The 22326-nt window shown below is 66.4% G+C and carries 17 protein-coding genes; 9 read left to right on the top strand and 8 right to left on the bottom strand.

Annotated elements, in window-relative coordinates; genetic code table 11:
* The first annotated feature begins 25 nt into the window (after window positions 1-25).
* The gene (locus KCG34_RS09495; RefSeq protein WP_211940122.1) at window positions 26-178 is read left to right on the top strand and encodes a hypothetical protein; all 153 of its coding nucleotides are present in this window, start codon (window positions 26-28) and stop codon (window positions 176-178) included.
* Window positions 179-214: 36 nt separating this feature from the next.
* Here KCG34_RS09495 and KCG34_RS09490 read toward each other — a convergent pair whose 3' ends face one another.
* The gene (locus KCG34_RS09490) at window positions 215-1105 is read right to left on the bottom strand and encodes an SDR family oxidoreductase (protein WP_211940121.1); all 891 of its coding nucleotides are present in this window, start codon (window positions 1103-1105) and stop codon (window positions 215-217) included.
* Between the two features lie 92 nt (window positions 1106-1197).
* Between KCG34_RS09490 and KCG34_RS09485 the strand changes: the two genes are divergently transcribed.
* Window positions 1198-2028 (top strand): helix-turn-helix transcriptional regulator, encoded by an 831-nt coding sequence (locus KCG34_RS09485; RefSeq protein ID WP_211940120.1) that lies wholly within the window; start codon window positions 1198-1200, stop codon window positions 2026-2028.
* Window positions 2029-2031: 3 nt separating this feature from the next.
* Here KCG34_RS09485 and KCG34_RS09480 read toward each other — a convergent pair whose 3' ends face one another.
* From KCG34_RS09480 to KCG34_RS09470, 3 genes are all read right to left on the bottom strand, one after another.
* On the bottom strand, window positions 2032-3180 hold the full coding sequence (locus tag KCG34_RS09480; protein ID WP_211940119.1) for a hypothetical protein: 1149 nt from the start codon (window positions 3178-3180) through the stop codon (window positions 2032-2034).
* A gap of 153 nt (window positions 3181-3333) precedes the next feature.
* Window positions 3334-4536: an acetyl-CoA C-acyltransferase gene (locus tag KCG34_RS09475; protein WP_211940118.1), complete on the bottom strand. Its 1203-nt coding sequence runs from the start codon at window positions 4534-4536 to the stop codon at window positions 3334-3336.
* A gap of 45 nt (window positions 4537-4581) precedes the next feature.
* Complete coding sequence (locus tag KCG34_RS09470) at window positions 4582-6666, bottom strand: 3-hydroxyacyl-CoA dehydrogenase NAD-binding domain-containing protein (protein ID WP_211940117.1); 2085 nt, start codon at window positions 6664-6666, stop codon at window positions 4582-4584.
* 506 nt (window positions 6667-7172) lie between these two features.
* Between KCG34_RS09470 and KCG34_RS09465 the strand changes: the two genes are divergently transcribed.
* From KCG34_RS09465 to KCG34_RS09445, 5 genes are all read left to right on the top strand, one after another.
* A complete protein-coding gene (locus KCG34_RS09465) occupies window positions 7173-9743 on the top strand; it encodes a TonB-dependent receptor (RefSeq protein ID WP_211940116.1) in 2571 nt (856 codons plus the stop codon).
* 277 nt (window positions 9744-10020) lie between these two features.
* The gene (locus KCG34_RS09460; protein WP_211940115.1) at window positions 10021-11517 is read left to right on the top strand and encodes an MFS transporter; all 1497 of its coding nucleotides are present in this window, start codon (window positions 10021-10023) and stop codon (window positions 11515-11517) included.
* Window positions 11518-11523: 6 nt separating this feature from the next.
* Window positions 11524-13005 carry an MFS transporter gene (locus tag KCG34_RS09455; protein WP_211940114.1) on the top strand — a complete coding sequence of 494 codons (1482 nt, stop codon included), beginning with the start codon at window positions 11524-11526 and terminating at the stop codon, window positions 13003-13005.
* A gap of 76 nt (window positions 13006-13081) precedes the next feature.
* Window positions 13082-14548: an MATE family efflux transporter gene (locus tag KCG34_RS09450; RefSeq protein ID WP_211940113.1), complete on the top strand. Its 1467-nt coding sequence runs from the start codon at window positions 13082-13084 to the stop codon at window positions 14546-14548.
* Window positions 14549-14606: 58 nt separating this feature from the next.
* Window positions 14607-15848 carry a TetR/AcrR family transcriptional regulator gene (locus KCG34_RS09445; protein WP_211940112.1) on the top strand — a complete coding sequence of 414 codons (1242 nt, stop codon included), beginning with the start codon at window positions 14607-14609 and terminating at the stop codon, window positions 15846-15848.
* A gap of 144 nt (window positions 15849-15992) precedes the next feature.
* Here the strand turns inward: KCG34_RS09445 and KCG34_RS09440 are convergent, their stop codons facing one another.
* Window positions 15993-16613, bottom strand: a complete 621-nt coding sequence (locus tag KCG34_RS09440) for an NADPH-dependent FMN reductase (RefSeq protein WP_211940111.1) — start codon at window positions 16611-16613, stop codon at window positions 15993-15995.
* Window positions 16614-16684: 71 nt separating this feature from the next.
* Window positions 16685-18007: an acyl-CoA dehydrogenase family protein gene (locus tag KCG34_RS09435; RefSeq protein WP_211940110.1), complete on the bottom strand. Its 1323-nt coding sequence runs from the start codon at window positions 18005-18007 to the stop codon at window positions 16685-16687.
* A 681-nt stretch (window positions 18008-18688) separates the two neighbouring features.
* On the opposite strand from KCG34_RS09435, the gene KCG34_RS09430 reads away from it, so the two are divergent.
* The gene (locus KCG34_RS09430; RefSeq protein WP_211940109.1) at window positions 18689-19978 is read left to right on the top strand and encodes an outer membrane beta-barrel protein; all 1290 of its coding nucleotides are present in this window, start codon (window positions 18689-18691) and stop codon (window positions 19976-19978) included.
* A 200-nt stretch (window positions 19979-20178) separates the two neighbouring features.
* Here KCG34_RS09430 and KCG34_RS09425 read toward each other — a convergent pair whose 3' ends face one another.
* Complete coding sequence (locus KCG34_RS09425; RefSeq protein ID WP_211940108.1) at window positions 20179-20898, bottom strand: hypothetical protein; 720 nt, start codon at window positions 20896-20898, stop codon at window positions 20179-20181.
* A 69-nt stretch (window positions 20899-20967) separates the two neighbouring features.
* On the bottom strand, window positions 20968-21768 hold the full coding sequence (locus tag KCG34_RS09420) for an SDR family NAD(P)-dependent oxidoreductase (protein WP_211940107.1): 801 nt from the start codon (window positions 21766-21768) through the stop codon (window positions 20968-20970).
* Between the two features lie 92 nt (window positions 21769-21860).
* On the opposite strand from KCG34_RS09420, the gene queF reads away from it, so the two are divergent.
* A complete protein-coding gene (queF, locus tag KCG34_RS09415; RefSeq protein WP_211940106.1) occupies window positions 21861-22316 on the top strand; it encodes a preQ(1) synthase in 456 nt (151 codons plus the stop codon).
* The last annotated feature ends 10 nt before the right edge of the window (window positions 22317-22326 follow it).

Raw genomic sequence — 22326 nt, 5'->3', positions numbered from 1 at the left:
CGGGCGGGGCCTTGAGGAGAGACCCATGCGTTTGACCATTCTCTGCGCGCTTGCGGCCTGTGGGCTGCTGGCTGCCTGCGGCACCGAGGAAAAGACCGTCGTCGTGAACCCGCCCGCGGGAAGCACGGTTGTCGTACCCCCGAACGGGGATGCTCACGTGGTGCCGGACCCACACTGATCCAGCCGGCCCCGGCCGGCGTGGCCGGGGTCGGTATCAGGGCAGATAGAGTCCTCTGAGCCCTTCGAGCAGACCAGGCTCCATCGGCCGCCACCCGAGGCTTTCCTGCGTGAGGACGCTCGAGGCGCGGATATCGTTGGCCACTGCCGCAGCAACCCAGCCGAAGTGGTTGAAGGCGTCATCGAAATCGACGCTGCGGGTCGGTAGGCCCAGGCGCTCGCCGACGACCTCGGCGATGGCCCGCAGGCTCACGCCTTCCTCGCCGACAGCGTGTAACCGCTGGCCAGGCTGGCCGCGCTCCAGGGCGAGCCGGAACAGCCGCGCCGCATCGCGCCGATGCACAGCCGGCCAGCGCTCGCCGCCGTCGCCCACATAGGCGGACACGCCCGTGCGCCGCGCCGTTTCGATCAACTGCGAGACCAGTCCCTGCTGACCCCGGTCATGCACCGAGGGGGCAAGGCGCACGACCATCGAGCGCACCCCACTCTGGCTCGCCTCCAGAGCCAGCGCTTCAGGGCGGCCACGGACAGCCCCCATGCCCTCCGTCTGCGCCGGGTCGGCCTCGGTGGATGCTCGCCCGGGCGTCGCCGCCGTGAGGCCTGAGGTGACGACAAGGGGCTTGCCGGAGCCGGCCAGGGCTTGCGCCATGGCCGAAACAGCGCGCAGGTCGGCCTCACCGGCCTCCAGGTAGTTCGAGAAGTCGTGGCCGAAGGCGCAGTGGATCACGCCATCGGCCCCCCTTGCCGCTTCCGCCAGGCCCGCCGGATCGGCGACGTCGCCGCGCCAGACTTCGACGCCCCGCTCCTTCAGGGCCGCCGCCGCGATGTCGCTGCGCGCCAGGCCCACCACCTGGTGTCCGGCCGCGTGCAACTCCTCGATGACGGTCGAGCCGATGAACCCCGTCGCGCCGGTCAGAAACACGCGCATGGCCAAATCTCCAGATCCTGTGGGAGACAAATCTCAGCCAGCCGCCTATTCTGGTAAAGTTGTGATCTTATCATATTAAAATGGCTAACCGAATGAGCGAGCTTTCCATCTCCGAGAACAGGCTCGGGCCCTATCTGAAGGACCGCCGCGGCAGGCTCGACCCCGCGGCCCTGGGCTTTTCCGCCGGACGGCGGCGCACGCCCGGCCTTCGCCGCGAGGAGGTGGCCCAACGGGCCAATATCAGCCCGACCTGGTACACCTGGCTGGAGCAGGGGCGGGGCGGGGCGCCCTCGGCCGATGTCCTGGAGCGGATCGCCCGCGCCCTGATGCTGACGGACATGGAGCGGGAGCACCTGTTCCTGCTGGGCCTCGGCCGGCCGCCGGAGGCGCACTACCGAAGGAACGAGGGGGTCACGCCGCGGCTGCAGCGTGTACTTGACGCCCTGGACCCATGCCCCGCCCTGATCCGCACCGCCACGTGGGACGTGGTCGCCTGGAATCGGGCGTCCACCGTGATGCTGATGGACTACGGCGCGCTGCCACCAGAACAGCGCAACATGCTGCGTTTCATCTTCCTCGACCCGCGCGCTCGCACCGTGCACTACGACTGGGACAGCATGGCGCGGCTGGTGCTGGGCGCCTTCCGGCTGGATGCGGCCCGTGCGGGCGCGGTGGCTGAGGTGGCGCCGCTGGTGGAAGAGCTCAGCCGGCTCAGCCCGGAGTTCCAGGTCATGTGGCGCGACGGCGATGTCCCCGCCTTCCACCGCGACGCCGTCAAGCACATCCGCCACCCGGTGCTGGGTCCGCTGGATTTCGAACTCTCGGCTTTCGCCGTCGATGGCCGCCCGGATCTCAGCCTGCTGGTCTACAACCCGGCGACCGAGGCGGACTCCAAGCGGGTGGCGGACTTGATGGACAAATGATCCTCAGGCCGCCAGGAAGGTCGAGGTGTCCTGGAAGTTCAGGCTGTATTCGAAATCGGTGAAGATGTCGGCCAACTCGTCGCCGGTGATCATCACCGGCTTGTTCTCCGGGAAACGGAACCGCCAGAAACTGATCACGTGATCCACCGCGCCCAGCCGGTCGCCCAGCTCGGTGAACAGGGACGGTGCGTTGAGCAGGAAGTTGCGGAAGGCGATAGGATCGCGCCGCTGGGTCAGGCCCTGATAGGCTTGGTCATAGACCGCCAGGGTGTCACGCACGCGCTTGAGCGCGGTGACGAACGCATTTCGAATAGTCTCTCGCGAGGACGTCAACAGTTCGCGCGTGTCCTGGTCGATCACCCCGCGCGGGCGGATCTTGTCGATCTGCTTGGAAATTTCGGCCACCTGGGGCAGCAGGTCCATCAGCCGCCACTTGTAATAGAGGAAGGCTTTCCAGCAGAAGATGCCTTCCTGATACTGGTTGTGGTCCAGCTGCATGGTCCGGCGCAGCGGGTCCAGCTCGGCGTCCGAGGCGTTGGCCAGGATCTTGTGCGCCAACTTGCGGGCGCTATTGGCCGAGCCGGGGTCGGAACCCATCGAAACCCGCACGAGGGGCTCGATCTCCTGTTGGGCGAAGGCCAGCATGCGGCGGGTGTCGGCGGGAGACAGGTCGAAATAGCAGCGCGCCGGCTCCAGGCCGTTGCGCCTTAGCTGCTCGCGCAGCAGGAACGGATCCAGCGACGGCGTTTCGTCGATCAGGCGCAGCGTGCGGTAGTCGTTGCTGTCGAAGCTGATCTTGATGCCGAAGGATTCCGAGAGCAGTTCGTCGAAGCCCTTCTGGCCGATGAACAGGTAGCGCGCGCCCATCTTCAGGTCGTTGATGTCGATCGGCAGCAGGATCTTGGTCGCCGTCGCCCGCGGCAGGGAAAATTCTTCGGTCTCGTTCGAACGCAGCCGGTGCTTGACGATGATGGCGCGGTTCAGGTCCGGGTTCTTGAACAGCGGCCGGGTCATGAAGTCAGGATCGCCGGCCATGCGCAAGGTGACGTCCCGCAGGTTCAGCACCCGCGCGGTCGACCCCGAATTCTGCAGGTGATCGAGGCTGCGGATGGTCCGGTTCTGGCTGTTCTGGACGGTCCGCTCGCCACGCATCCAAGGTTGTCCTTGTCGGCCCCGACAATCGATTGAGGGATAGCTCCGATAACCGAGCTTTAGCGGCCCGGCTTCAAGATTTGGTAAAAGCAAAAGCCCTTCCCGCGCGGGCGGGAAGGGCTCTGTCTTGCGCCACTTATCTGCGGTTGTGGATCAGAAGATCTCGAACAGGCCCGCCGCGCCCATGCCGCCACCGACGCACATGGTGACGACGCCGTACTTGGCCTTGCGGCGCTTGCCCTCGTGCATCAGGTGGCCGGTGCAGCGGGCGCCGGTCATGCCGTAGGGGTGGCCGATCGAGATCGAACCGCCGGAGACGTTCAACCGGTCGTTGGGGATGCCCAGCTTGTCGCGGCAATAGAGGAGCTGGCTGGCGAAGGCCTCGTTCAGCTCCCAAAGGTCGATGTCGTCGATCTTGAGGCCGTTGCGCTCCAGGAGCTTCGGAATGGCGAACACCGGGCCGATGCCCATCTCTTCAGGGCCGCAGCCGGCCACGGCCATGCCGCGATAGGCGCCCAGAGGGGTCAGGCCCCGGCGCTCGGCTTCCTTGCGTTCCATGAGCACCACAGCGGCGGCGCCGTCGGACAGCTGCGAGGCGTTACCGGCGGTGACGAACTTGCCCTCCTGCACATACCGGCCGCCCTTAAACACGGGGCTCAGCTTCTGCAGGTCGGCGAGCACGGTCTGTGGGCGATTGCCCTCGTCCAGCTTCAGGGTGACGACCTTTTCGCTGGTTTCGCCGGTCTCCTTGTTGGTCACCAGCATGGTGGTGGTGGTGGGGACGATCTCGGCCTCGAAGCGGCCCTCGGCCTGGGCCTGGCCGGTGCGCTGCTGCGATTGCAGGGCGTATTCGTCCTGTGCTTCGCGGCTGATCCCGTAGCGCTCGGCGACGATCTCGGCTGTCTCAATCATCGAGGTGCCGAGTTCCGGCACGTGCTCGCGCAGCCACTCGTCGCCCGCCCGATAGCGGTTGATCTTGTCGTTCTGCACCAGCGAGATCGATTCGATGCCGGCGCCGATGGCGATCGGGGCGCCGTCGTTGACGATGTACTTGGCCGCGGTGGCGATAGCCATCAGGCCTGACGAGCACTGCCGGTCGATGGTCATGCCCGACACCGTGTTGGGGAAGCCGGCGCGCAGCGCGGCCGAGCGGGCGATGTTGGCGCCCGTCGTGCCCTGCTGCAGGGCGCAACCCATGGCCACGTCGTCGACCTCGCCCGGGTCGATCCCGGCGCGCTTCACCGCGGCGGCCAGGGCGATCGAGCCGAGCTCGGCGCCCGAGGTGTTGTTGAAGGCACCGCGATAGGCCTTGCCGATCGGGGTGCGGGCGGTGGAGACGATGACAGCCTCACGCATGATGGGTTCTCCTGAGCTTATGTTCGTTTTGTCTTGAGTGAGGCCTCAGGCCTTCAGGTCCGAGAATTTCTTGCCCTCGGCGACCAGCCTTTCCAGAAGGGGCGAGGGCTTGAACTGCTCGCCCATCTTGGCCTCGAACTCCTTCATCTTGGCCAGCACCTTGTCCAGGCCGATATGGTCGCCCCACCACATGGGGCCGCCGCGATAGACGGGCCAGCCGTAGCCGTTCTGCCAGACCACATCGATGTCCGAGGCGCGGATCGCCTTGCCTTCCTCGAGGATCTTGGCCCCCTCGTTGATCATCGGATAGATGCAGCGCTCCAGGATCTCCTCGTCGCTGATCTGGCGCGGATTGGCGCCGGACTTCTCGATGAAGTCCTTGATGATCTTTTCGGTGACCGGCGAGGGCTTGGCGTTGCGGTTTTCGTCATAGTCGTAGAAGCCGGCGCCGGTCTTCTGGCCGCGGCGATCCATCTCGCAGAGCACGTCGCGCAGGGTCTCGCCCTTGGACTTTTCCTTCACCCAGCCGATGTCCAGGCCCGCGAGGTCACTCATGGCGAAGGGGCCCATGGGGAAGCCGAAGTCGTAGAGCACGCGGTCGACGTCCCAGGGCATGGCGCCTTCCAGCACCAGCTTGTTCGCTTCACGCTGGCGCTGGGCCAGGATGCGGTTGCCGACGAAGCCGGGGCAGACGCCCACGAGGGCCGCGATCTTGCCGATCTTCTTGGCCAGCTTCATCGAGGTGGCGATCACCGGCTTTGAGGTGTGGTCGGCGCGGACGATCTCGAGCAGCTTCATCACATTGGCTGGCGAGAAGAAGTGCAGGCCGATCACCGCCTCGGGCCGCTTGGTCACCGAGGCGATTTCGTCGATGTTCAGGGCCGAGGTGTTTGTGGCCAGGATCGCGCCGTCCTTGCAGATGGCGTCCAGCTTGGTGAAGATGTCCTTCTTGATGTCCATGCGCTCGAACACCGCTTCGACCACCAGGTCGACGGTGGCGAAGTCATTCATGTCCAGCGAGCCCTTGATCAGGCTCATGCGCTGTTCGACCTGTTCGGCGGTCAGGCCGCCGCGCTGGGCGGTGCGCTCGTAGTTCTTGCGGATCGTGGACAGGCCCCGGTCCAGCGCGTCCTGCTTGACCTCGACGATGGTCACCGGAATGCCGGCGTTGGCGAAGTTCATGGCGATGCCGCCGCCCATGGTGCCGGCGCCCAGCACGCCGACGGTCTCCACCGGGATCAGCGGCGTGTCGTCCGGCACGTCGGGGATCTTGGCCGCCTGGCGTTCGGCGAAGAAGGAATAGCGCTGGGCCGCGGACTGGTAGCCGCTCATCAGCTCCATGAACAGCTTGCGTTCGACCTGCAGCCCCTCGTCGAAGGGCAGGTTCACCGCCGCCTCGATGCAGCGGATGTTGTATTCGGGGGCCAGGAAGCCGCGGAACTTGCGAGCGTTGGCCTTGCGGAAGGCGTCGAACACTTCCGGATGGGCTCGGTCGGCCTCCACCTTGTCATTGAGATCGCGCACACGCTTCAGCGGCCGGCCCTCGGCGACGATCTTGCGGGCGAAGGCGAGGGCGCCGTCACGCAGCTTGCCTTCCTCCACCAGCTCGTCGACCAGGCCCATGGCCAGGCACTGCTTGGCCGGGACGTGCTGGCCGCTGGTCATCATCTCCATGGCCTTTTGCGCGCCGACGATGCGCGGCAGGCGCTGGGTGCCGCCGGCGCCGGGCAGAAGGCCGAGGTTCACCTCTGGCAGGCCGCACTTGGCGGAGGGGACAGCCACCCGATAGTGGCAGGTGAGGGCGACTTCGAGTCCGCCTCCCAGGGCGGTGCCATGGATGGCGGCGATCACCGGCTTCGAGCAATCCTCGATGGCGGTCTGCACCTCGAACAGGCTGGCCCCCTTCTGCGCACCGCCGAATTCGGTGATGTCGGCGCCGGCGATGAAGGTGCGCCCTTCGCAGATCAGCACCACCGCCTTGACCGCCGGATCGGCCAGGGCCTGGCCGACGCCCAGCGCCAGGCCGTCGCGCACGCCGGCGCTCAGCGCGTTCACCGGCGGGGAGTTCAGGGTCAGGACGGCGATCCCGTCTTCAACGGACAGATCGGTCACGGCGTTGATGGCGGCCATGGGGTTCCCTCTGAAATGGCTTCGTCCCGGGGCGGCGGCCCGGGTTCAATATTCAAACGCTTGTTATAGGCCCCAGCGGAGCGGCCGGCGTCAATGGCCGATCCGCCGATCGGCGGCGTGAAGACATGCCGAACACTCGAATCGGCGGTGACCGCCTGCGGTGAAGCTGGCTGAGGCTGCGATCTCAGCGTGTGCTTCGGGTGTGTGAAAATGTCCCGCGGGAGCGGCGCCGCGCCAGATACACTCTATCTTAACGGTTGCCGCCTTTATCGGCGCACGGGCGATCCTGCCCTCTATAACCCTTTAGATTACACGGATTCATCAAGACCGCCGATTCCTGAACGCCGTTCTCCTGAGTTGGGTTGACGGATGGCGTTTCTGGGGTCACTGAAGCCCTGACCCTGCTGTTGTCTCTCGCATCCGGCTCCCACCCGGCGCAGCGGTGTCTAACAAACCAGCTATTCGAAAGCGCCCGCGTAGCCTCTCCGCGGGCGAGGGGAGATGTCATGTCCAAACGCTTGCTGATGCTCGGCGGCGCCGTCGCCGCCCTTTCCGCCTTCTCCGGCCTCGCCGTGGCCCAGACGGCCCCGGCCGCCGCTGCGCCAGTGTCGGCCGCGGCCCCTGCCGCCGACAACAATTCGGTAGGCGAGATCGTCGTCACCGCCCAGAAGCGCAGCGAAACGCTGCAGAACGTGCCGGTGGCGGTGACCGCTTACACCGCCAAGACCCGCGACGTGATGGGCGTGACCGGCATCCAGGACTACGCCAACTTCACCCCGGGCATGAACTACACCAACCTCGACCGCGTCTCGATCCGCGGTTCGGGCCGCCAGACCTACTACATCGGCAACGATCCGGGTGTGGCGCAGTACGAGGACGGCTTCTATTCGGCCAGTTCCGCGCCCCTTTTCGAGACCCCGCTGTTCGTCGAACAGACCGAAGTGCTGCGCGGCCCGCAGGGCACCCTGTTCGGCCGCAACTCGATGGGCGGCGCCATCAACATCACCACCCGCGGCCCGACCGACATCTTCCAGGGCGAAGTGCGCGCCGAAGTGGGCAACTACGGCGAGACGCGCGAAGAAGGCTACGTCTCCGGCCCGATCCGCGATGGCCTGCGCTTCATGGTCGGTGAATCCCACCTCGACGAGACCGATGGCTATCTGAAGAATATCGGCGGCGGCAACAACGGCGCGGCCAAGGGCCAGACCTACTACTACGCCGCCCTGGGCGCGGACATCGGCTCCAACATCACCGCCACCATCCGCTACCAGAAGGCGGTCTGGGACGACACCTTCGCCGTGGGCGACCGTCTGGCGAACCAGACCTCGGCCTACGACACCGGCACCTTCTTCGGCCCGGTCTCCAGCCTGATGCCCAACCCGGCCTATGGCTACAACGTGGCCAATCCGGGCGTGGCCGACAACTACAAGATCAATCAGAACACCCGCGGCCACGGCTCGCTGCACGGCAACAACCTGATCAGCGCCAACATCAAGTGGGATCTCGGCTGGGCCGACCTGAAGTATATCGGCGGCTTCCAGAACTACGACTTCGACACCGGCGGCGACCTGGACTACACCGGCCGCACCGCCGATTTCGCCTCGCCGGTGACCGGCACGCCGATCTCGCCGATCCAGACCACCAATTTCGAAGAAAAGAAGAACTACTACAGCAACGAACTCGACCTCTCGTCGCCCTCGGGCGGCAAGCTGCAGTGGATCGGTGGTCTGTATCAATACCACGAAGGCTACAACCAGGAGGTCCACGAGGCCGCGCCCCAGCAAGCCGAACTGGCTGTACTCGTGCCGTTTTCGTACATCACCCCAGGCAACCCCTGCACCGGCAATGCGGCCTGCCTGATCGCCAACCCCAGCCACGATTTCGTCCACTACCTGGCGCACCTGACCAGCGACGCCTTCGGCACGTTCGGTCAGGTCGACTACAAGGTGACCGACACCATCAAGGTCACCGGCGGGGTCCGCTACAACTACGACCACAAGTCCGGCGACGAGACTGTGCGCTACGCCTTGTTCAACCCGGACAGCCTGCTGGGCGACGCCGCCTACGCTCTGGTCAACGAGAGCCAGCATAAGGCTGGAACCTGGAACGCCATGACGGGCACGGCCCGGATCGAATGGACTCCGACGTCGCGCGACCTGGCCTATGCCAGCTACAGCCGCGGCTACAAGTCGGGCGGCTTCCTGTTCGGCACCGACGCCGACAAGATCGAAGCCAATCCGGAATATGTCGACGCCTATGAAATCGGCTACAAGACCACGATCGCCCACCAGCTGACCCTGGATGCGTCGTTGTTCTACAACAACTATCACGGTCTGCAGGTGAACTTCACTGAGCTGAACCAGTCGACCTTCGTCAGCGCCAACGACTTCCTGAACCTGAACGCCCGCGCCTACGGCTTCGAGTTCGAAAGCACCTGGCACCCGACCCACGCGCTGCAAGTGGTGCTGAGCTACAGCTACCTGAACGCCGAGATCACCCAGGGCTGCAACCCGGCCCAGTTCGTGACCAACGTCTATGGCTCGGCCTGCGTCGTCGACCCGGCCGACCCGGGCGCCACCGATCCGCTGGCCAAGCCGGTGCTGTCGATCCCGAAATATTCGGGCGCCGCGCTTCCTGGCATCATTTCTTCGGCCATGCAGCAGGTTCAGACCCTGAAGGGAGATGAGCTGCCGCAATCGCCGAAGAACAAGATCGCGCTGAACGTCAACTACACCTGGGATTTCGACCCGGGTTCGCTGACCGCCTCGGTTTCGAACGTGTGGCAGGACCAGGAAACGTCTTCGGTGCTCAACGGCAGCGAATATCGCATCCCGTCCTATGACGTGACCGACTTCCGCCTGCTGTGGAACGACGCGCACAAGAAGTACACGGTGATCGGCTACGTGAAGAATGCGTTCGACACCGTGGCCTACGGCAGCTCGGGCTCCAACGGCCCGACCGCGATCTATGCACCAGTGAGCGGGGTGAGCGCCAACCTGCAGCGCATCGGCTACAACATGTACCACGGCCTGATCTTCCCGCGGACCTACGGCCTGGAGCTGCAATACCGGTTCTAGGACAAGGATCGGGCGCACGCGCCCTGGCATGATCAAGACCCCGTCCTACAAAGGGCGGGGTCTTTTGTCATTACGCCGATTTAACAAACCGCAGCTTCGAACCGGTTCGGGGCGGCTTGCCATCGCCGGCGGTTTCGCTCCAGACTGGCGAGGCGCACTTTTCTGGACACAAGGAGAAGGCGCAGCGGTCAGACCCTGGTGTGCAGGGCGAGGGAGCGGCGATGAGGTTCTGCCCGGTTTTGTACGCGCGTCCGCAGATGGCCGAGGGCTGAACGGCGTGCGAGACACGGCCCGAGTTGCGGCTGCGCCCGCCGCCGCCCCGCCGGTCACCCGGGCGACCAAGATCTTCTACGGCTTCGGCTCGATCGCCTACGGCATCAAGGACAACGGGTTCCAGACCTTCGTCCTGCTGTTCTACAACCAGCTCGTGGGCCTGCCCGCCGACTGGGTGGGCGAGGCGATCTTCATCGCCCTGCTGATCGACGCCTTCATGGACCCGGTGATCGGCCAGATGTCCGATCACTGGCGCTCGCGCTGGGGCCGGCGGCACCCGTTCATGTATTTCTCCGCTGTGCCGGTGGCGATTTCTTACGTGCTGGTCTGGAACCCGCCGCATACCTCGCGCGGCCTCCTGTTCGCCTACCTCCTAGTGGTCGCGGTGGTGGTGCGCACCTTCATCACCTTCTACGAGATCCCCAGCTCGGCCCTCTCGGCCGAACTGACCCAGGACTATGACGAGCGCACCTCGATCCTGGGCTATCGCTACTTCTTCGGCTGGTTCGGCGGCCTTGGCATGGTGTTCCTGGCCTATGCCGTGTTCCTGCGGCCGACGGCGAAGTACCCGGTCGGCCAGCTCAATCCCGACGGCTATCTGCGCTACGGGATGACAGCGGCGGTCCTGATGCTGGCCGCTATCCTGATCTCGGCCGCCGGCACGCACAAGCGCATCCCCTGGCTGCGTCAGCCGCCGGCCCACGCGCCACGTTCCCTGAGTGGGTTGCTGCGCGAGATGTTCGCCACCCTCTCGCACCGCTCGTTCCTGATGATGGTGCTGGTGGGCCTGTTCGCCGCCATGGGCCAGGGGCTGAACTTCGCCCTGGCCCTCTATTTCAACACCTACCTCTGGGAGCTCAGCGCCGCCCAGATCCTGATCGTGACCTCGACCGTGCTGGCCGGGGCGCTGATGGCGACCATGCTGGCGCCGTTGGCCTCTCGGCGCATGGGCAAGAAGGCGGCGGCCATGCTGCTCCTGGTGCTGGGTATTGCCGCGGGGGTCACCCCGATCACCTTGCGCATGCTCGGCCATTTCCCCGCCAATCACACGCCGCTCCTGCTGCCGTCGCTGATGCTGGCCGTGGCCATCGCCGCCAGCTTCGCCATCGGCGCCGCGATCCTGATCTCCTCCATGATCGCCGATGTGGTCGAGGACAGCGAGGTCAGGACCGGCCGGCGGTCCGAGGGCCTGTTCTTCGCCGCCAACAGCTTCGTGCAGAAGGCGGTGACGGGCTTTGGCCTGATGCTGTCCGGACTGATCCTGGCCGCGGCCCATTTTCCCGCCCACGCCAAGCCCGGCCACCTACCGCCGGGCGTGCTGGAGCGCCTGACCCTGATCTATGTGCCGTCCTATGTCGGCCTCTACGCCATCGCCCTGGGCTTCTTGGCCCTCTACAAGATCGACCGGGCTGGCCACGAGGCCAATCTCGTTCGCCTCGCCCAGGCCGCCGCGGCGGCCGAGATCGGCGAGGAGATCGAGCACATCCGCACCCTCTCATAGACGCCCATGCACGCCCGCCAACCACTCGCCCCATCGTCTCCGGGCTTCGCCACCACCCTGGCCTACGGTTCTGGGGCGATCGCCACCGGCGTCGCCTATGCCGGGCTCTCCGGGGCGGTGCTGCAGTACTATCTGAACCAGGTCCTGCGGGTTCCGGCCTATATCGTCGGCCTGGCGATCATGGTCTCGCTGATCGTCGATGCGGTGGTCGATCCCCTGGTCGGCCAGTGGTCGGACAATGTGCGCTCGCGCTGGGGCCGGCGGCACCCGTTCCTCTACGCCTCGGCCCCGCTGGGCGCTCTGGCCTTCTACTTCCTGTGGAACGCGCCGCAGGGTCTGGCTGGCCCGGCCCTGGTGGCTTTCACGCTGGCGCTGCTGGTGGTAGTCCGGATCGCCGGCAGCCTCTACGACATCCCCTCCAACGCCCTGGCGCCCGAGCTGGCCCCCGACTACGACGCCCGCACCACCCTGGTGGCCTTCCGCTTCCTGTTCCTGGTGATCGGCGGGGTGGTGATGACGGTGATCCTGAACGCGGTCCTGCTGCGCAATGACGCGACCCATCCCCTGGGCCTCTTGAACCGTCATGGCTACGAGCAGTTCGGCCTGATCGGCGGCCTCGGCATCGGCGCCGCCATCCTGGTCTCCAGCCTGGGCACCCACGGGCGGATTCGCCATCTGCACCTGCCGCCGGTCCGCAAGCCCACGCTCGCCCAGACCTTCGGTGAGATCCGCCAGACCCTGACCAACCCCTCGCTGCTCGCCCTCATGATCTCGGGCCTGCTCTCGGGGATCAGCGGCGGGATGATGCAGGGGCTGAACAACTACTTCTACACTCACCTCTGGGGCCTCTCGCCGGGCCAGATCGCCTTCCTGGTGGTGGTCACCTATGTCGGCTCGTTCCTGTCGGTGATCCTGGCCCCGATCCTCTCCAAGCGGTTCGGCAAGAAGCCGGCCATGATCACCACCTTCTCGGTCTATCTGGTCGCCGCCCTGACGCCGATGACCCGGAAGCTGATGGGCCTGATGCCGGCCAACGGCTCACCCTGGCTGATGCCGATCCTGATCCTGGACGCGGTGATCGCCGGCACCCTGGTGATCCTGGGCTTCGTCATCGTCTCGTCGATGGTCGCCGACGTGGTCGAGGATGTGGCGGTCAAGACCGGCCAGCGCTCGGAGGGCCTGCTCTTCGCCACCAACGGCCTTCTGTCCAAGTTCACCACCGGCATCGGCGCCTTCCTGGCCGGGATGATGGTCACCGCCGTGCATTTTCCGGCTCACGCCGCCCAGGGCACTGTGCCGGAGAGCCTGATGCGCCATCTGGCTCTGCTCTACCTGCCGGCTCATGCGATCTTGACCGCCGCCTCGATCGCGGTGCTGGTCTTCTATCGTATCGACCGCGCGACCCACGAACACAACCTCAGCCAGTTGCGCGAAGCCGCGCTCCTGGCCGAGGAAGTCGTCGAGCATCGGGCCGAGGCGGGCGTGTGAGGGGCGCCGTCACGTTTGTTCGCAGCGCCCGGTTTCAATCGGGAAGGGCAGGGCCTATCTAGGGCGCACACCCGCCATGCCCGATTCCAGCCCCATAGCCTCGCGGCCGGACGCCGCCCGCCGGTCATCCCCGCGCCGCGACCTGACCCAGGGGCCGATCGGCAAGACCCTGTTCCTGTTCGCCCTGCCGGTGCTGGGCGGCAACGCCCTGCAGAACCTGAACGTCACCATCAATGCGTTCTGGATCAGCCATTCCCTGGGCGTGCAGGCGGTCACCGCCATCTCCAACGCCAACCTGATCATACAGCTGCTGATGGGCGCGGCTTTCGGCGTCAGCATGGCCGCCAACATCATGATCGGTCAGGCCTTCGGCGCACACGACATGCGGATGGTCAAGCGGGTGGTAGGCACGGCGACCGGCTTCTTCGTGCTGTTGCCGGTGGCGCTGGCAGTGTTCGGCGGCATCGCCGCCCCGCACATCCTGGACGCGATGAAGACCCCGCTCGACGCCCGCGCCGACGCAATCGCCTATCTTCGGGTGATGTTCTCGGCCATGCCGTTCATCTACTTTTTCTACTACATGCAGATGGCCCAGCGCGGCGGCGGCGATTCCACCACGCCGTTCTATTTCATGATCCTGACGGTGCTGCTGGACTCCAGCCTGAACCCCCTGCTGATCCGGGGCATAGGGCCGTTCCCGCGGCTCGGCATAGCCGGCTCGGCCACCGCGACCCTGATCGCCCAGGGGATCAGCCTCCTGGTCATGCTGGTCTTTCTCTATCGGCGCAACAGCCACCTTTTGCTGCGCGCCGACGAGTTGCGCCTGTTGAAGCCCGAGTTCGAGATCCTCAAGGCCCTGGTGGTCAAAGGCGTGCCGATGGGCGTGCAGATGATCGTGCTCGGCGTGGCGGCGATGATGATGATCAGCCTGGTCAACCGCTACGGCTCTATGACTACCGCCGCCTACGGCGCCGCCTCCCAGGTCTGGAGCTACATCCAGATGCCGGCCATGGCGCTCAGCGCCGCGGTCTCCTCCATGGCGGCCCAGAACGTCGGGGCGCAGCGTTGGGATCGCGTCGCCCAGATCGCGGTCAAGGGCGTGATGATCGGCTTCGCCATCACGGGGACGGTGGTGGTCGCGGTCTATGGCCTGGGGGATCTGGTCCTGGGCCTGTTCCTGCCGCCGCATTCCGCCGCCATCCCGATCGCCCGGCATATCGACTACGTGGTGCTGTGGGCCTGGACCCTGTTCAGCATTACCTTCACCCTGTTCGGCATCGTCCGCTCCACCGGGGCGGTCTGGGCGCCGCTGGGCGTGCTGGCCGTCTCAATGTGGGTGGTGCGGGTGCCCTTCGCCCTGGCTCTGATTCCCCGCTGGGGCGCGGAAGCCATCTGGTGGAGCTTTCCCTTGGGCACCATCTGTTCGGCCACCCTGGCGGCGCTCTACTACCGCTTCGGCGGCTGGCGCCGGGCGCGGATGATCGACCCGTCGCACCTCCACATGGACGCGGCCGCGCAGCCGGCCGAGGCGCACTCGGTCTGAAGCTTTCCTGTCATCGATCCGTAACCTAGAGTGTGAACCTAGGGGCTGGAATCAGACGATGGACGGGAACGGGGCAGGCGCGCCCGCGACATTCGAGACCGACCGGTATCGGCGCAAGCGCGCGGCGATCGTGGCCGCGGCCGCCGACATCATCAATCATCGCGGGGTCAAGGGCATGACCCTGGCCGACGTCGCCGCCAGCGTCGGCCTGATCACCACCAGCGTGACCTACTATTTCAAAAAGAAGGAAGACCTGGCCGAGGCCTGCTTCCAGGACGCCATCCAGCGCTTCGACGCCCTGATCAGCCGCGCCCTAGCGGAAGGCGATCCGCCGGCCCGCCTGCGCGCCTTCCTGGGCGCATGCCTGGAGCAGGATCTGCGTATCCGTCAGGGGGTGGAGCCGCCGCTGGCCGGCCTCAGCGATATCCGCGCCCTGACCGAGCCCCAGCGCGAACGTGCCCTGGCCGCCTATGGCGAGCTGTTCCGCAAGGTGCGCAGTCTGTTCCTGTCGCCGGAACTCGGATGGATGAGCGTCCGGCGGGCGACGGCGCGGACCTATCTTTTGATGGAGCAGATCTTCTGGCTGCGCGCCTGGATCTTCCGCTACGACTTCGACGACTATCCGCGGGTTCTCGAGCGGATGCTCGACATCCTGCTCGGCGGGCTGATGGCCAAGGGCCAGGCCTGGGCGCCGCGGCGGCTGGAGGGCTGGGGGCCGGGCGCTATCGACAGCAACGCCCGCTCGCCTGACGCCTTCTTCCTGGCGGCGACGCGGCTGATCAACCGCTACGGCTATCGCGGGGTGTCGGTGGAACAGATCTCGGCCGAGCTGAATGTCACCAAGGGCTCGTTCTATCATCACAACGAGGCCAAGGACGACCTGGTGGTGGCCTGTTTCGAGCGCAGCTTCGCCATGGTGCGCAAGGCCCAGACCGCGGCCCTGAACGGGCCCGGCAACGCCTGGGACAAGCTGTCGGCGGTCGCCCGCACCCTGGTCGAGCACCAGCTGTCGGAGGAGGGGCCGCTGCTGCGCACCTCGGCCCTCAGCGCCCTGCCGGAGCAGATCCGCCATCGCATGGTCGAGCAGTCCTATCGCCTGGCCGACCGCTTCGCCGCCCTGATCTCGGACGGCATAGCCGAGGGCGTGATCCGCCCGGTCGACCCGATGATCGCCGCCCAGATGCTGGGCGCGACCCTCAACGCCGCCGCCGACCTGCGCGACTTCGCCCCCGGCGTGACCCAGGAGGCGATCGCAGACCTCTACGCCAAGCCCCTGCTGACGGGGGTATTTACGAAGTAGGGGCCATAGCTCCTCATCCTGAGGCGCCCGCGTAGCGGGCCTCGAAGGACGCACGGAGCCGCCGCTGCGTCCTTCGAGGCCCGACGCTTTGCGCCGGGCGCCTCAGGATGAGGAAGATTTGTGAGGCGGCAGAAAGTCCCTGCTTTAGATCGGCCGCGGCAAGTGCGTGGCGTGCTCGGCCAGGGCCTGTTTCATGCGGGCGAACTCCACCACCTGGCCCGCCAGCATGGCCAGCATCTGGGCGTCGCGAGGATTGCACAGCTCGCCCTCCGCATCGAACAGCGGATTGGCCGAGGGGTTCAGGGCGACGCCCAGGGGCGTCGGCCAGCCGCGCAGGGCGTGGATGATAGTGCGCAGCGAAGAGAGCGTGGTGCCCGCCGCCTGCCAGCCGTCGGCGGTGACGATGCAGCCCACCGCCCGGCCGTCGAAATAGGGGCGCACGTCGCCGCGCAGGCCATCGAGCGCGTCGAGCGCGTTCTTGACCACGCCGGAGACCGAGCCGTGATAGCCGGGGGTGGCGATGATCACCCCGTCGGCCTGGCGCACGCCCTCCAAGAGCTCCTGTAGCTCGGGCGAGCTGTCGGCGGTGGTGGGGTCATAGATCGGAATCTTGGTCAGGACCGAGCCCCCGAACAGGCGCGTGCGTGCGCCCAGCCGCTCCGCCGCCTCCAGCGTTTTGGCCAGGGTCCGCTCGCTGCTGGATTCGCGCCGGGTGGTGCCGCCGATGCCGACGATCAGCGGCCCTGGCCCAGGTTTTGACGTCACGCAATGACCTTTCCGAACATCCCCTGACTCATAGGGACGTTATCGCCCCCGGCGCAATAGGGTTCGCCGGGTCATGCCTCGGCCTCCGCATCCGCCTTGCGCCGGGCCTTCCACGCCGCCTCGACCGCCTTCAGGTCCTCGGCGAACCGCTCCCGCGCCGCCTCGCGCTGGCGGGGCATATGATAGGCTGGGAACAGGTCGTTGGTGGGGTGGTAGTCCCTCAGGATCTGCTTGGCGACGGTGACCTTGTGCACCTCGGTCGGCCCGTCGGCTATGCCCATCACGAAGGACGAAGTGACCATGCCCATGAACGGCATCTCGTTGGAGACCCCGAGCGCGCCATGGATGTGCAAGGCCTTGGCGGCGATGTCGTGATAGACCTTGGGCATGGCCACCTTGATGGCCGCGATGTCCTTCCGGACCTTCTTGTAGTCCTTGTGCTTGTCGATCAGCCAGGCGGTGCGCATGACCAGAAGGCGGAACTGCTCCAGCTGGATCCAGCTGTCGGCGATCTGCTCCTGCACCATCTGGTAGTCCGAGAGCTTGCCGTCGCGGGTGGTGCGCGAGACCGCCCGCTGGCACATCAGGTCCAGGGCATGCTTGCAGGCGCCCACCGTGCGCATGGCGTGGTGCACCCGCCCGCCGCCCAGGCGCGTCTGGCTGACGGCGAAGGCCGAGCCCCGTTCGCCCAGGAGGGCGTCATAGGGCACCCGGACATTGTTGTATTTGACATAGCCCTCCGAGCCCTCGTCGCGGCCGACCCCCACGTTGCGCAGGATCTCCACGCCCGGCGTCTTGGTGGGCACGATGAACATCGACATGCGCCGATAAGGGTCGGCCGCGTCGGGGTCGGTGACCGCATAGACGATCAGGATGGTCGACCAGCGCGCGTTGGTGGAGAACCACTTCTCGCCGTCGATCACCCATTCGTCGCCTTCCAGCACCGCGGTGGTGCGGAAGGTGAGGGGGTCGGACCCGCCGGTGGGTTCGCTCATGGAGAAGGCCGAGCGGATCTCGCCGTCCAGCAGCGGCTTAAGCCACTTCTCCTTCTGCTCGGGGGTGCCGTAGTGGGCGATGATCTCGGCGTTGCCGGTGTCGGGCGCCTGGCAGCCGAATATGGACGGCGCCAGGCTGTTGCGCCCCAGCTTCTCGTTCATCAGCGCCAGCTTGACCTGGCCATAGCCCTGGCCGCCAAGCTCCGGCCCCAGGTGACAGGCCCACAGGCCCTGTTCCTTCACCTCGGCCTGCAGCGGCTTGATGAACCGTTCGCGTCCCTCGGGGCCATAGACCGCCATGCCCAGGTGAGAGACCGGTTCGACCTCGTCGCGCATGAAGTCCTCGATCCAGTCCAGCTTCTTCTGGAATTCTGGGTCGGTTTCGAAATCCCAGGCCATGATGCGCCTCCCGGTTCTTGCCTGTCTCGCGGCCTCTGTCGGGCCGCCTCTGGATTCTGGCCGAGGCCGCGCCGGGCGTTCAAAGCCTCGGTCTGTCGGCCACTTCGCCACTATCCCGCGCCAGCTGGTGTCGCGCAACGCCGATCCAGCAAAACAAAAAATTCGGTATGGAATCCGAGCCCGGGCGAAGCCTCGTCCGGCTCCTGCCGGCGGCCCATCGCGGCGGCGGACGACCGCCGCCGCGTCAATGTCGCGGCGCTGTGCATTATTTGGGCGCCGACGCGAACAGAGCGAGCAAACCTGCGCCAGATGCTCCCCATTCGTCCCCCGGCGGGCGATCCGGCGACGGTCAAGCCGGGGCGCGCAGGTAGGTTCGCCTCGCTCGAAGGCGAAGTTGGCCCGGCCCGCCAGCCGATCGACCACGCCTTCAGCGCGCGGCCCGAAAGGCCCGCGCGCCTGCGCCGCGTAAACGGTCGAGTCGCCAGGGCAGGGATGGCGGTCCCCATGCTGCTTTTATGCGTCTCGGCCCCGGCGATGATGGAGCCTTTACGCCCGCCTCGCCGATAGTGCCCGCGCTCACGGCAACTGCGCCGCGAACGCGTTCGACTGCGCTCGTTTGCTCCATGAAGGCCGAAGCCTGCGGCCGGGGCGGCGGACGCCAACAAACAGGGGATAGATCTGATGACGTTGCAGAAGAAAGCTTTGGGAGCCGCAAGCGCCTTGGCCCTGATCATGGCCGCCGGCGCCGCCTGGGCCGACGATCAGCCGGCAGCGGCGCCCGCCGCCCCAGCCGCGGCCGCCGCGCCGCCGGCCAGCTGGGCCAGCACCATCAAGTGGAGCGGCCACGTCGAATTCGGCCTCACCAGCAATCCGGACAGCCCCAGCAACGGCCTCAACTACGGCCAGCTGTTCACCGACCGCGCCAACCAGTTCCTGCTGAACTCAGTGGCCCTGAACGTCGAGCGCGATGTCGACACCAGCAGCAAGACCCTGGACGTCGGCTTCAAGGTCCAGGCCGCCTATGGCTCGGACTCGCGCTACACCCAGCTGATCGGCGAGTTCAATCGCTCGATCAACAGCCGCAACCAGTTCGACATCGTCGAGGCCCACGTCGACGCCCACGCCCCCTGGCTGACCGCGGGCGGCATGGAGCTGCACGCCGGCATCCTGCCGACCCTGGAAGGGGTCGAGGTGATGGACCCCACCGGCAACTTCTTCTACTCCAAGTCCTACCTGTTCAACTTCGGCATCCCGCTGAAGTACACGGGGGTGATGACCGAGACCCACGTCAGCCCGCTCTTGGACGTCTATGCCGGCCTCGACAGCGGCGTGAACACCTTCCTGGGGACCGGCGGCGGCGGCAACGACGGCAAGGTCCACTTCCACGGCGGGTTCGGCCTGAACTTCAAGAACGTCACCGTCCTGGCCACCACCCAGATCGGCGCCGAAGACTATGCCTATGACGCCTCGGGCAAGGTCACCGGCACCAACAAGATGCGCTATCTGAACGATGCGGTGATCACCTGGAAGGTCAACGACAAGCTGACTTCGACCACCGACGTCAACTACATCTATGACGACCTGCTGAAGGCCAGTGGCGGCGGCGTCACCGAATATCTGACCTATCCGATCAGCTCGACCGTCACCCTGGGCGGCCGCGCGGAAATCTGGCGCGACGACAAGAACTTCTACACCGCGGGCTTCCCGGGCAAGTTCGACTTCATCAACTTCGAGGGCGGCTACGGCCCCTCCAGCCCGGTCTTCCTGTCGGCCAGCAACGCGACCTTCTTCGAATTCACCGTGGGCATCAACTACAAGCCCGCCGGCCTGCCCAAGATGATCGACGGCCTGACCTTCCGGCCCGAGCTGCGCTACGACGAACTGCTGACGCACGGCTTCGCCTACGACAACGGGACCAAGAGCCACCAGACCACGATCGCCTTCGACATCGTGGCGCCGTTCACGCTGTAGGGGACCCAACGCTCGTCATCCCGGCCGCAGCGCTCGCAAGAGCGCGGAGGGCCGGGATCCAGCAGACGCGATCTCGAAGCTGCATGTTTTGCAGTGTCGAGGCAGGGTCTGCTGGATCCCGGATCTTCGGTCGCTCCGCTCCCTCCGTCCGGGATGACGGCTTTTGGGAAGGCAGCCGATTAGGTGCGGTTGGCCTCGCCTCACAGCATCGGACGGCAGAACGCGTCGCGCGTCGCCTGTATGCCGGCCTGGAAGTGGTAAGCCGTAGGCTTCACGCCGAGATCCGCGGCCTGGCCGAAGAAGGGGCGCTGCGTTGTCCCGGGGCCCCCGTTCTGGGCGACCGGCAGGATATTGGGATCCAGCTTCGCCGACACGGCCGCCGCCCGCGCTTTCCACTGGCGCAGCGCCGCCCAGTCCTGCTCGGTCATGACGTCCTGGTCGTCGAACTGGCTGAGATGGCTCCAGGCCTCGGACTCCTCGTTCGACCGATCCCGGAACCAGTACAAGGAATCATACAAGCTGGCGTAGCGCAGCTTGACGTCCAGCGGCATGTGCGAGGCGCTCTGGTCGGCGATCGCGGTCTCCCAGACCGAGGTGTGGATGCGGGGAAACTGGGGCTGCCCGATCGGCCCCTTCAACTGCAGCGGCTGGCCCTTGGCGTGCAGTTGGAACGCCGTCTTCAGCTCGGAGACCCGCCGGGCCATGCAGGGCGCCTGGTCGATCCGCGACTGGATGATGCCCAGGTCCCCGGCCAACTCGTGGTCCAGGGCCTCTCGCGTCTGACCCACCACCTCGCGCCAGTGCATCCATTCCACCACCTGCTCGCCGCCCAGGGCTATAACAATGCCGACCACGATCACGCTGATCTCGGCCAGGAACTCGCGCACGCCGTGCGGAACCTTCGGCTTGTGTATGTGCATTTTCCCCCGCCCCGACCTTGCAGGCGCAACAGCCCAGTACCTGTGGTCGCGTTACACGCGCAAGCCTTCCTACCGCGCCCTCAGCGGCGCATAGCCCAGGTGCGTGCCGGCATCGACGATCAGGGTCTCTCCGGTGATGTGCCGCGAGTGGGGCGAGGCGAGGAACACAGCGGAGGCGGCGATGTCCTCGGCGGTCGAGGCCACCTTCAGCGGGACCGAAGCGGCCACGCCCTGGCGCAGCCGCTCCAGGCCGGCTTCATCCAGGCCGCGGCCGAACCAGGGCGTGTCGATGAAGCCGGGGCAGATGGCGTTGACGCGGATCTTCGGCGCCAGCGCCCGGGCCAGCGACAGGGTCATGGTGGTCAGGGCGCCCTTTGAGGCGGCGTAGGGCACCGAAGAGCCGATGCCGGTGACGCCCGCAATCGAGCTCGTATTGACCACCGCCCCCGGCCGCTCGCCGGCCTCCAGGAGCGCGCGCGCCGCCCGGATCATCTGAAAGGCGCCGACCACATTGACCTGATAGAGGCGCAGGAAATCCTCGCCCGACACGGCGTCCAGGTCGGCGTGGTTCTGGGCGAACTTGGTGACGCCCGCATTGTTGAACAGGGCGTCGATGCGGCCAAAGCCCGCCGCCGCCTCGGCGATCCGCCGGCAGTCGGCGTCGTCGGCTACGTCGGCCTGAACCAGCACCGCCTCGGCGCCGTGCGCACGCACCCGGTCGGCGGTCTCCTCGGCCTCTGCGGCGCTCCTGGCATAGTTGACCACCACCGCCTTGGCCCCGCGCTCGGCGACCTCGACCGCGATGGCGCGGCCAAGCCCGGTGGAGGCGCCCGTGATGGCCACGATCAGCCCGTCGAAATCCCCGCTCATCCCTGCTTTCCCTTCCCTGGATCGCCTTTCGTCATCTTAAGGGCGCGCAAGCGGCTTGTCGCGTCCGCCGCGCTGTGCGTTAGGCTAGCCGCATGAGCGAACAGACCCTGACCCAACTCGGCCGCGAGGTTCGCGGCTTCGACAGCCCCGACCAGGCGGTCTTGGAGCGCGTCCCCAATCCGCAGGCCGACGTGCTCTACCTCGCCCGCTTCACCGCGCCTGAGTTCACCTCGCTGTGCCCGGTGACCGGTCAACCCGACTTCGCCCAGCTGGTGATCGACTACGCGCCCAAGGACTGGCTGATCGAGTCCAAGTCGCTGAAGCTGTATCTAGGCTCGTTCCGCAACCACGGCGCCTTCCACGAGGACTGCACCGTCGCCATTGGCCGCAAGATCGTCGAGGTGGCCCAGCCGCACTGGCTGCGCATCGGCGGCTACTGGTATCCGCGCGGCGGGATTCCGATCGACGTGTTCTGGCAGTCGGGTCCGCCGCCCCAGGGCCTATGGCTGCCGGATCAGGGTGTCCAACCCTATCGAGGGCGTGGCTGAGTCAAGGATA

Source organism: Phenylobacterium montanum (genome assembly GCF_018135625.1).
Taxonomy (GTDB): domain Bacteria; phylum Pseudomonadota; class Alphaproteobacteria; order Caulobacterales; family Caulobacteraceae; genus Poindextera; species Poindextera montana.
This window is presented reverse-complemented; position numbering and strand designations above follow the sequence as displayed.

What these genes read in the sequence shown, in the direction of transcription:
- KCG34_RS09495 (WP_211940122.1), top strand. Translation starts at nt 26, where the DNA reads ATGCGTTTGACCATTCTCTGCGCGCTTGCGGCCTGTGGGCTGCTGGCT.
- KCG34_RS09445 (WP_211940112.1), top strand. Translation starts at nt 14,607, where the DNA reads ATGGACGGGAACGGGGCAGGCGCGCCCGCGACATTCGAGACCGACCGG.
- KCG34_RS09465 (WP_211940116.1), top strand. Translation starts at nt 7,173, where the DNA reads ATGTCCAAACGCTTGCTGATGCTCGGCGGCGCCGTCGCCGCCCTTTCC.
- KCG34_RS09425 (WP_211940108.1), bottom strand. Translation starts at nt 20,898, where the DNA reads ATGCACATACACAAGCCGAAGGTTCCGCACGGCGTGCGCGAGTTCCTG.
- KCG34_RS09455 (WP_211940114.1), top strand. Translation starts at nt 11,524, where the DNA reads ATGCACGCCCGCCAACCACTCGCCCCATCGTCTCCGGGCTTCGCCACC.
- KCG34_RS09420 (WP_211940107.1), bottom strand. Translation starts at nt 21,768, where the DNA reads ATGAGCGGGGATTTCGACGGGCTGATCGTGGCCATCACGGGCGCCTCC.
- KCG34_RS09450 (WP_211940113.1), top strand. Translation starts at nt 13,082, where the DNA reads ATGCCCGATTCCAGCCCCATAGCCTCGCGGCCGGACGCCGCCCGCCGG.
- KCG34_RS09490 (WP_211940121.1), bottom strand. Translation starts at nt 1,105, where the DNA reads ATGCGCGTGTTTCTGACCGGCGCGACGGGGTTCATCGGCTCGACCGTC.
- KCG34_RS09470 (WP_211940117.1), bottom strand. Translation starts at nt 6,666, where the DNA reads ATGGCCGCCATCAACGCCGTGACCGATCTGTCCGTTGAAGACGGGATC.
- KCG34_RS09475 (WP_211940118.1), bottom strand. Translation starts at nt 4,536, where the DNA reads ATGCGTGAGGCTGTCATCGTCTCCACCGCCCGCACCCCGATCGGCAAG.
- KCG34_RS09430 (WP_211940109.1), top strand. Translation starts at nt 18,689, where the DNA reads ATGACGTTGCAGAAGAAAGCTTTGGGAGCCGCAAGCGCCTTGGCCCTG.
- queF (WP_211940106.1), top strand. Translation starts at nt 21,861, where the DNA reads ATGAGCGAACAGACCCTGACCCAACTCGGCCGCGAGGTTCGCGGCTTC.
- KCG34_RS09485 (WP_211940120.1), top strand. Translation starts at nt 1,198, where the DNA reads ATGAGCGAGCTTTCCATCTCCGAGAACAGGCTCGGGCCCTATCTGAAG.
- KCG34_RS09480 (WP_211940119.1), bottom strand. Translation starts at nt 3,180, where the DNA reads ATGCGTGGCGAGCGGACCGTCCAGAACAGCCAGAACCGGACCATCCGC.
- KCG34_RS09435 (WP_211940110.1), bottom strand. Translation starts at nt 18,007, where the DNA reads ATGGCCTGGGATTTCGAAACCGACCCAGAATTCCAGAAGAAGCTGGAC.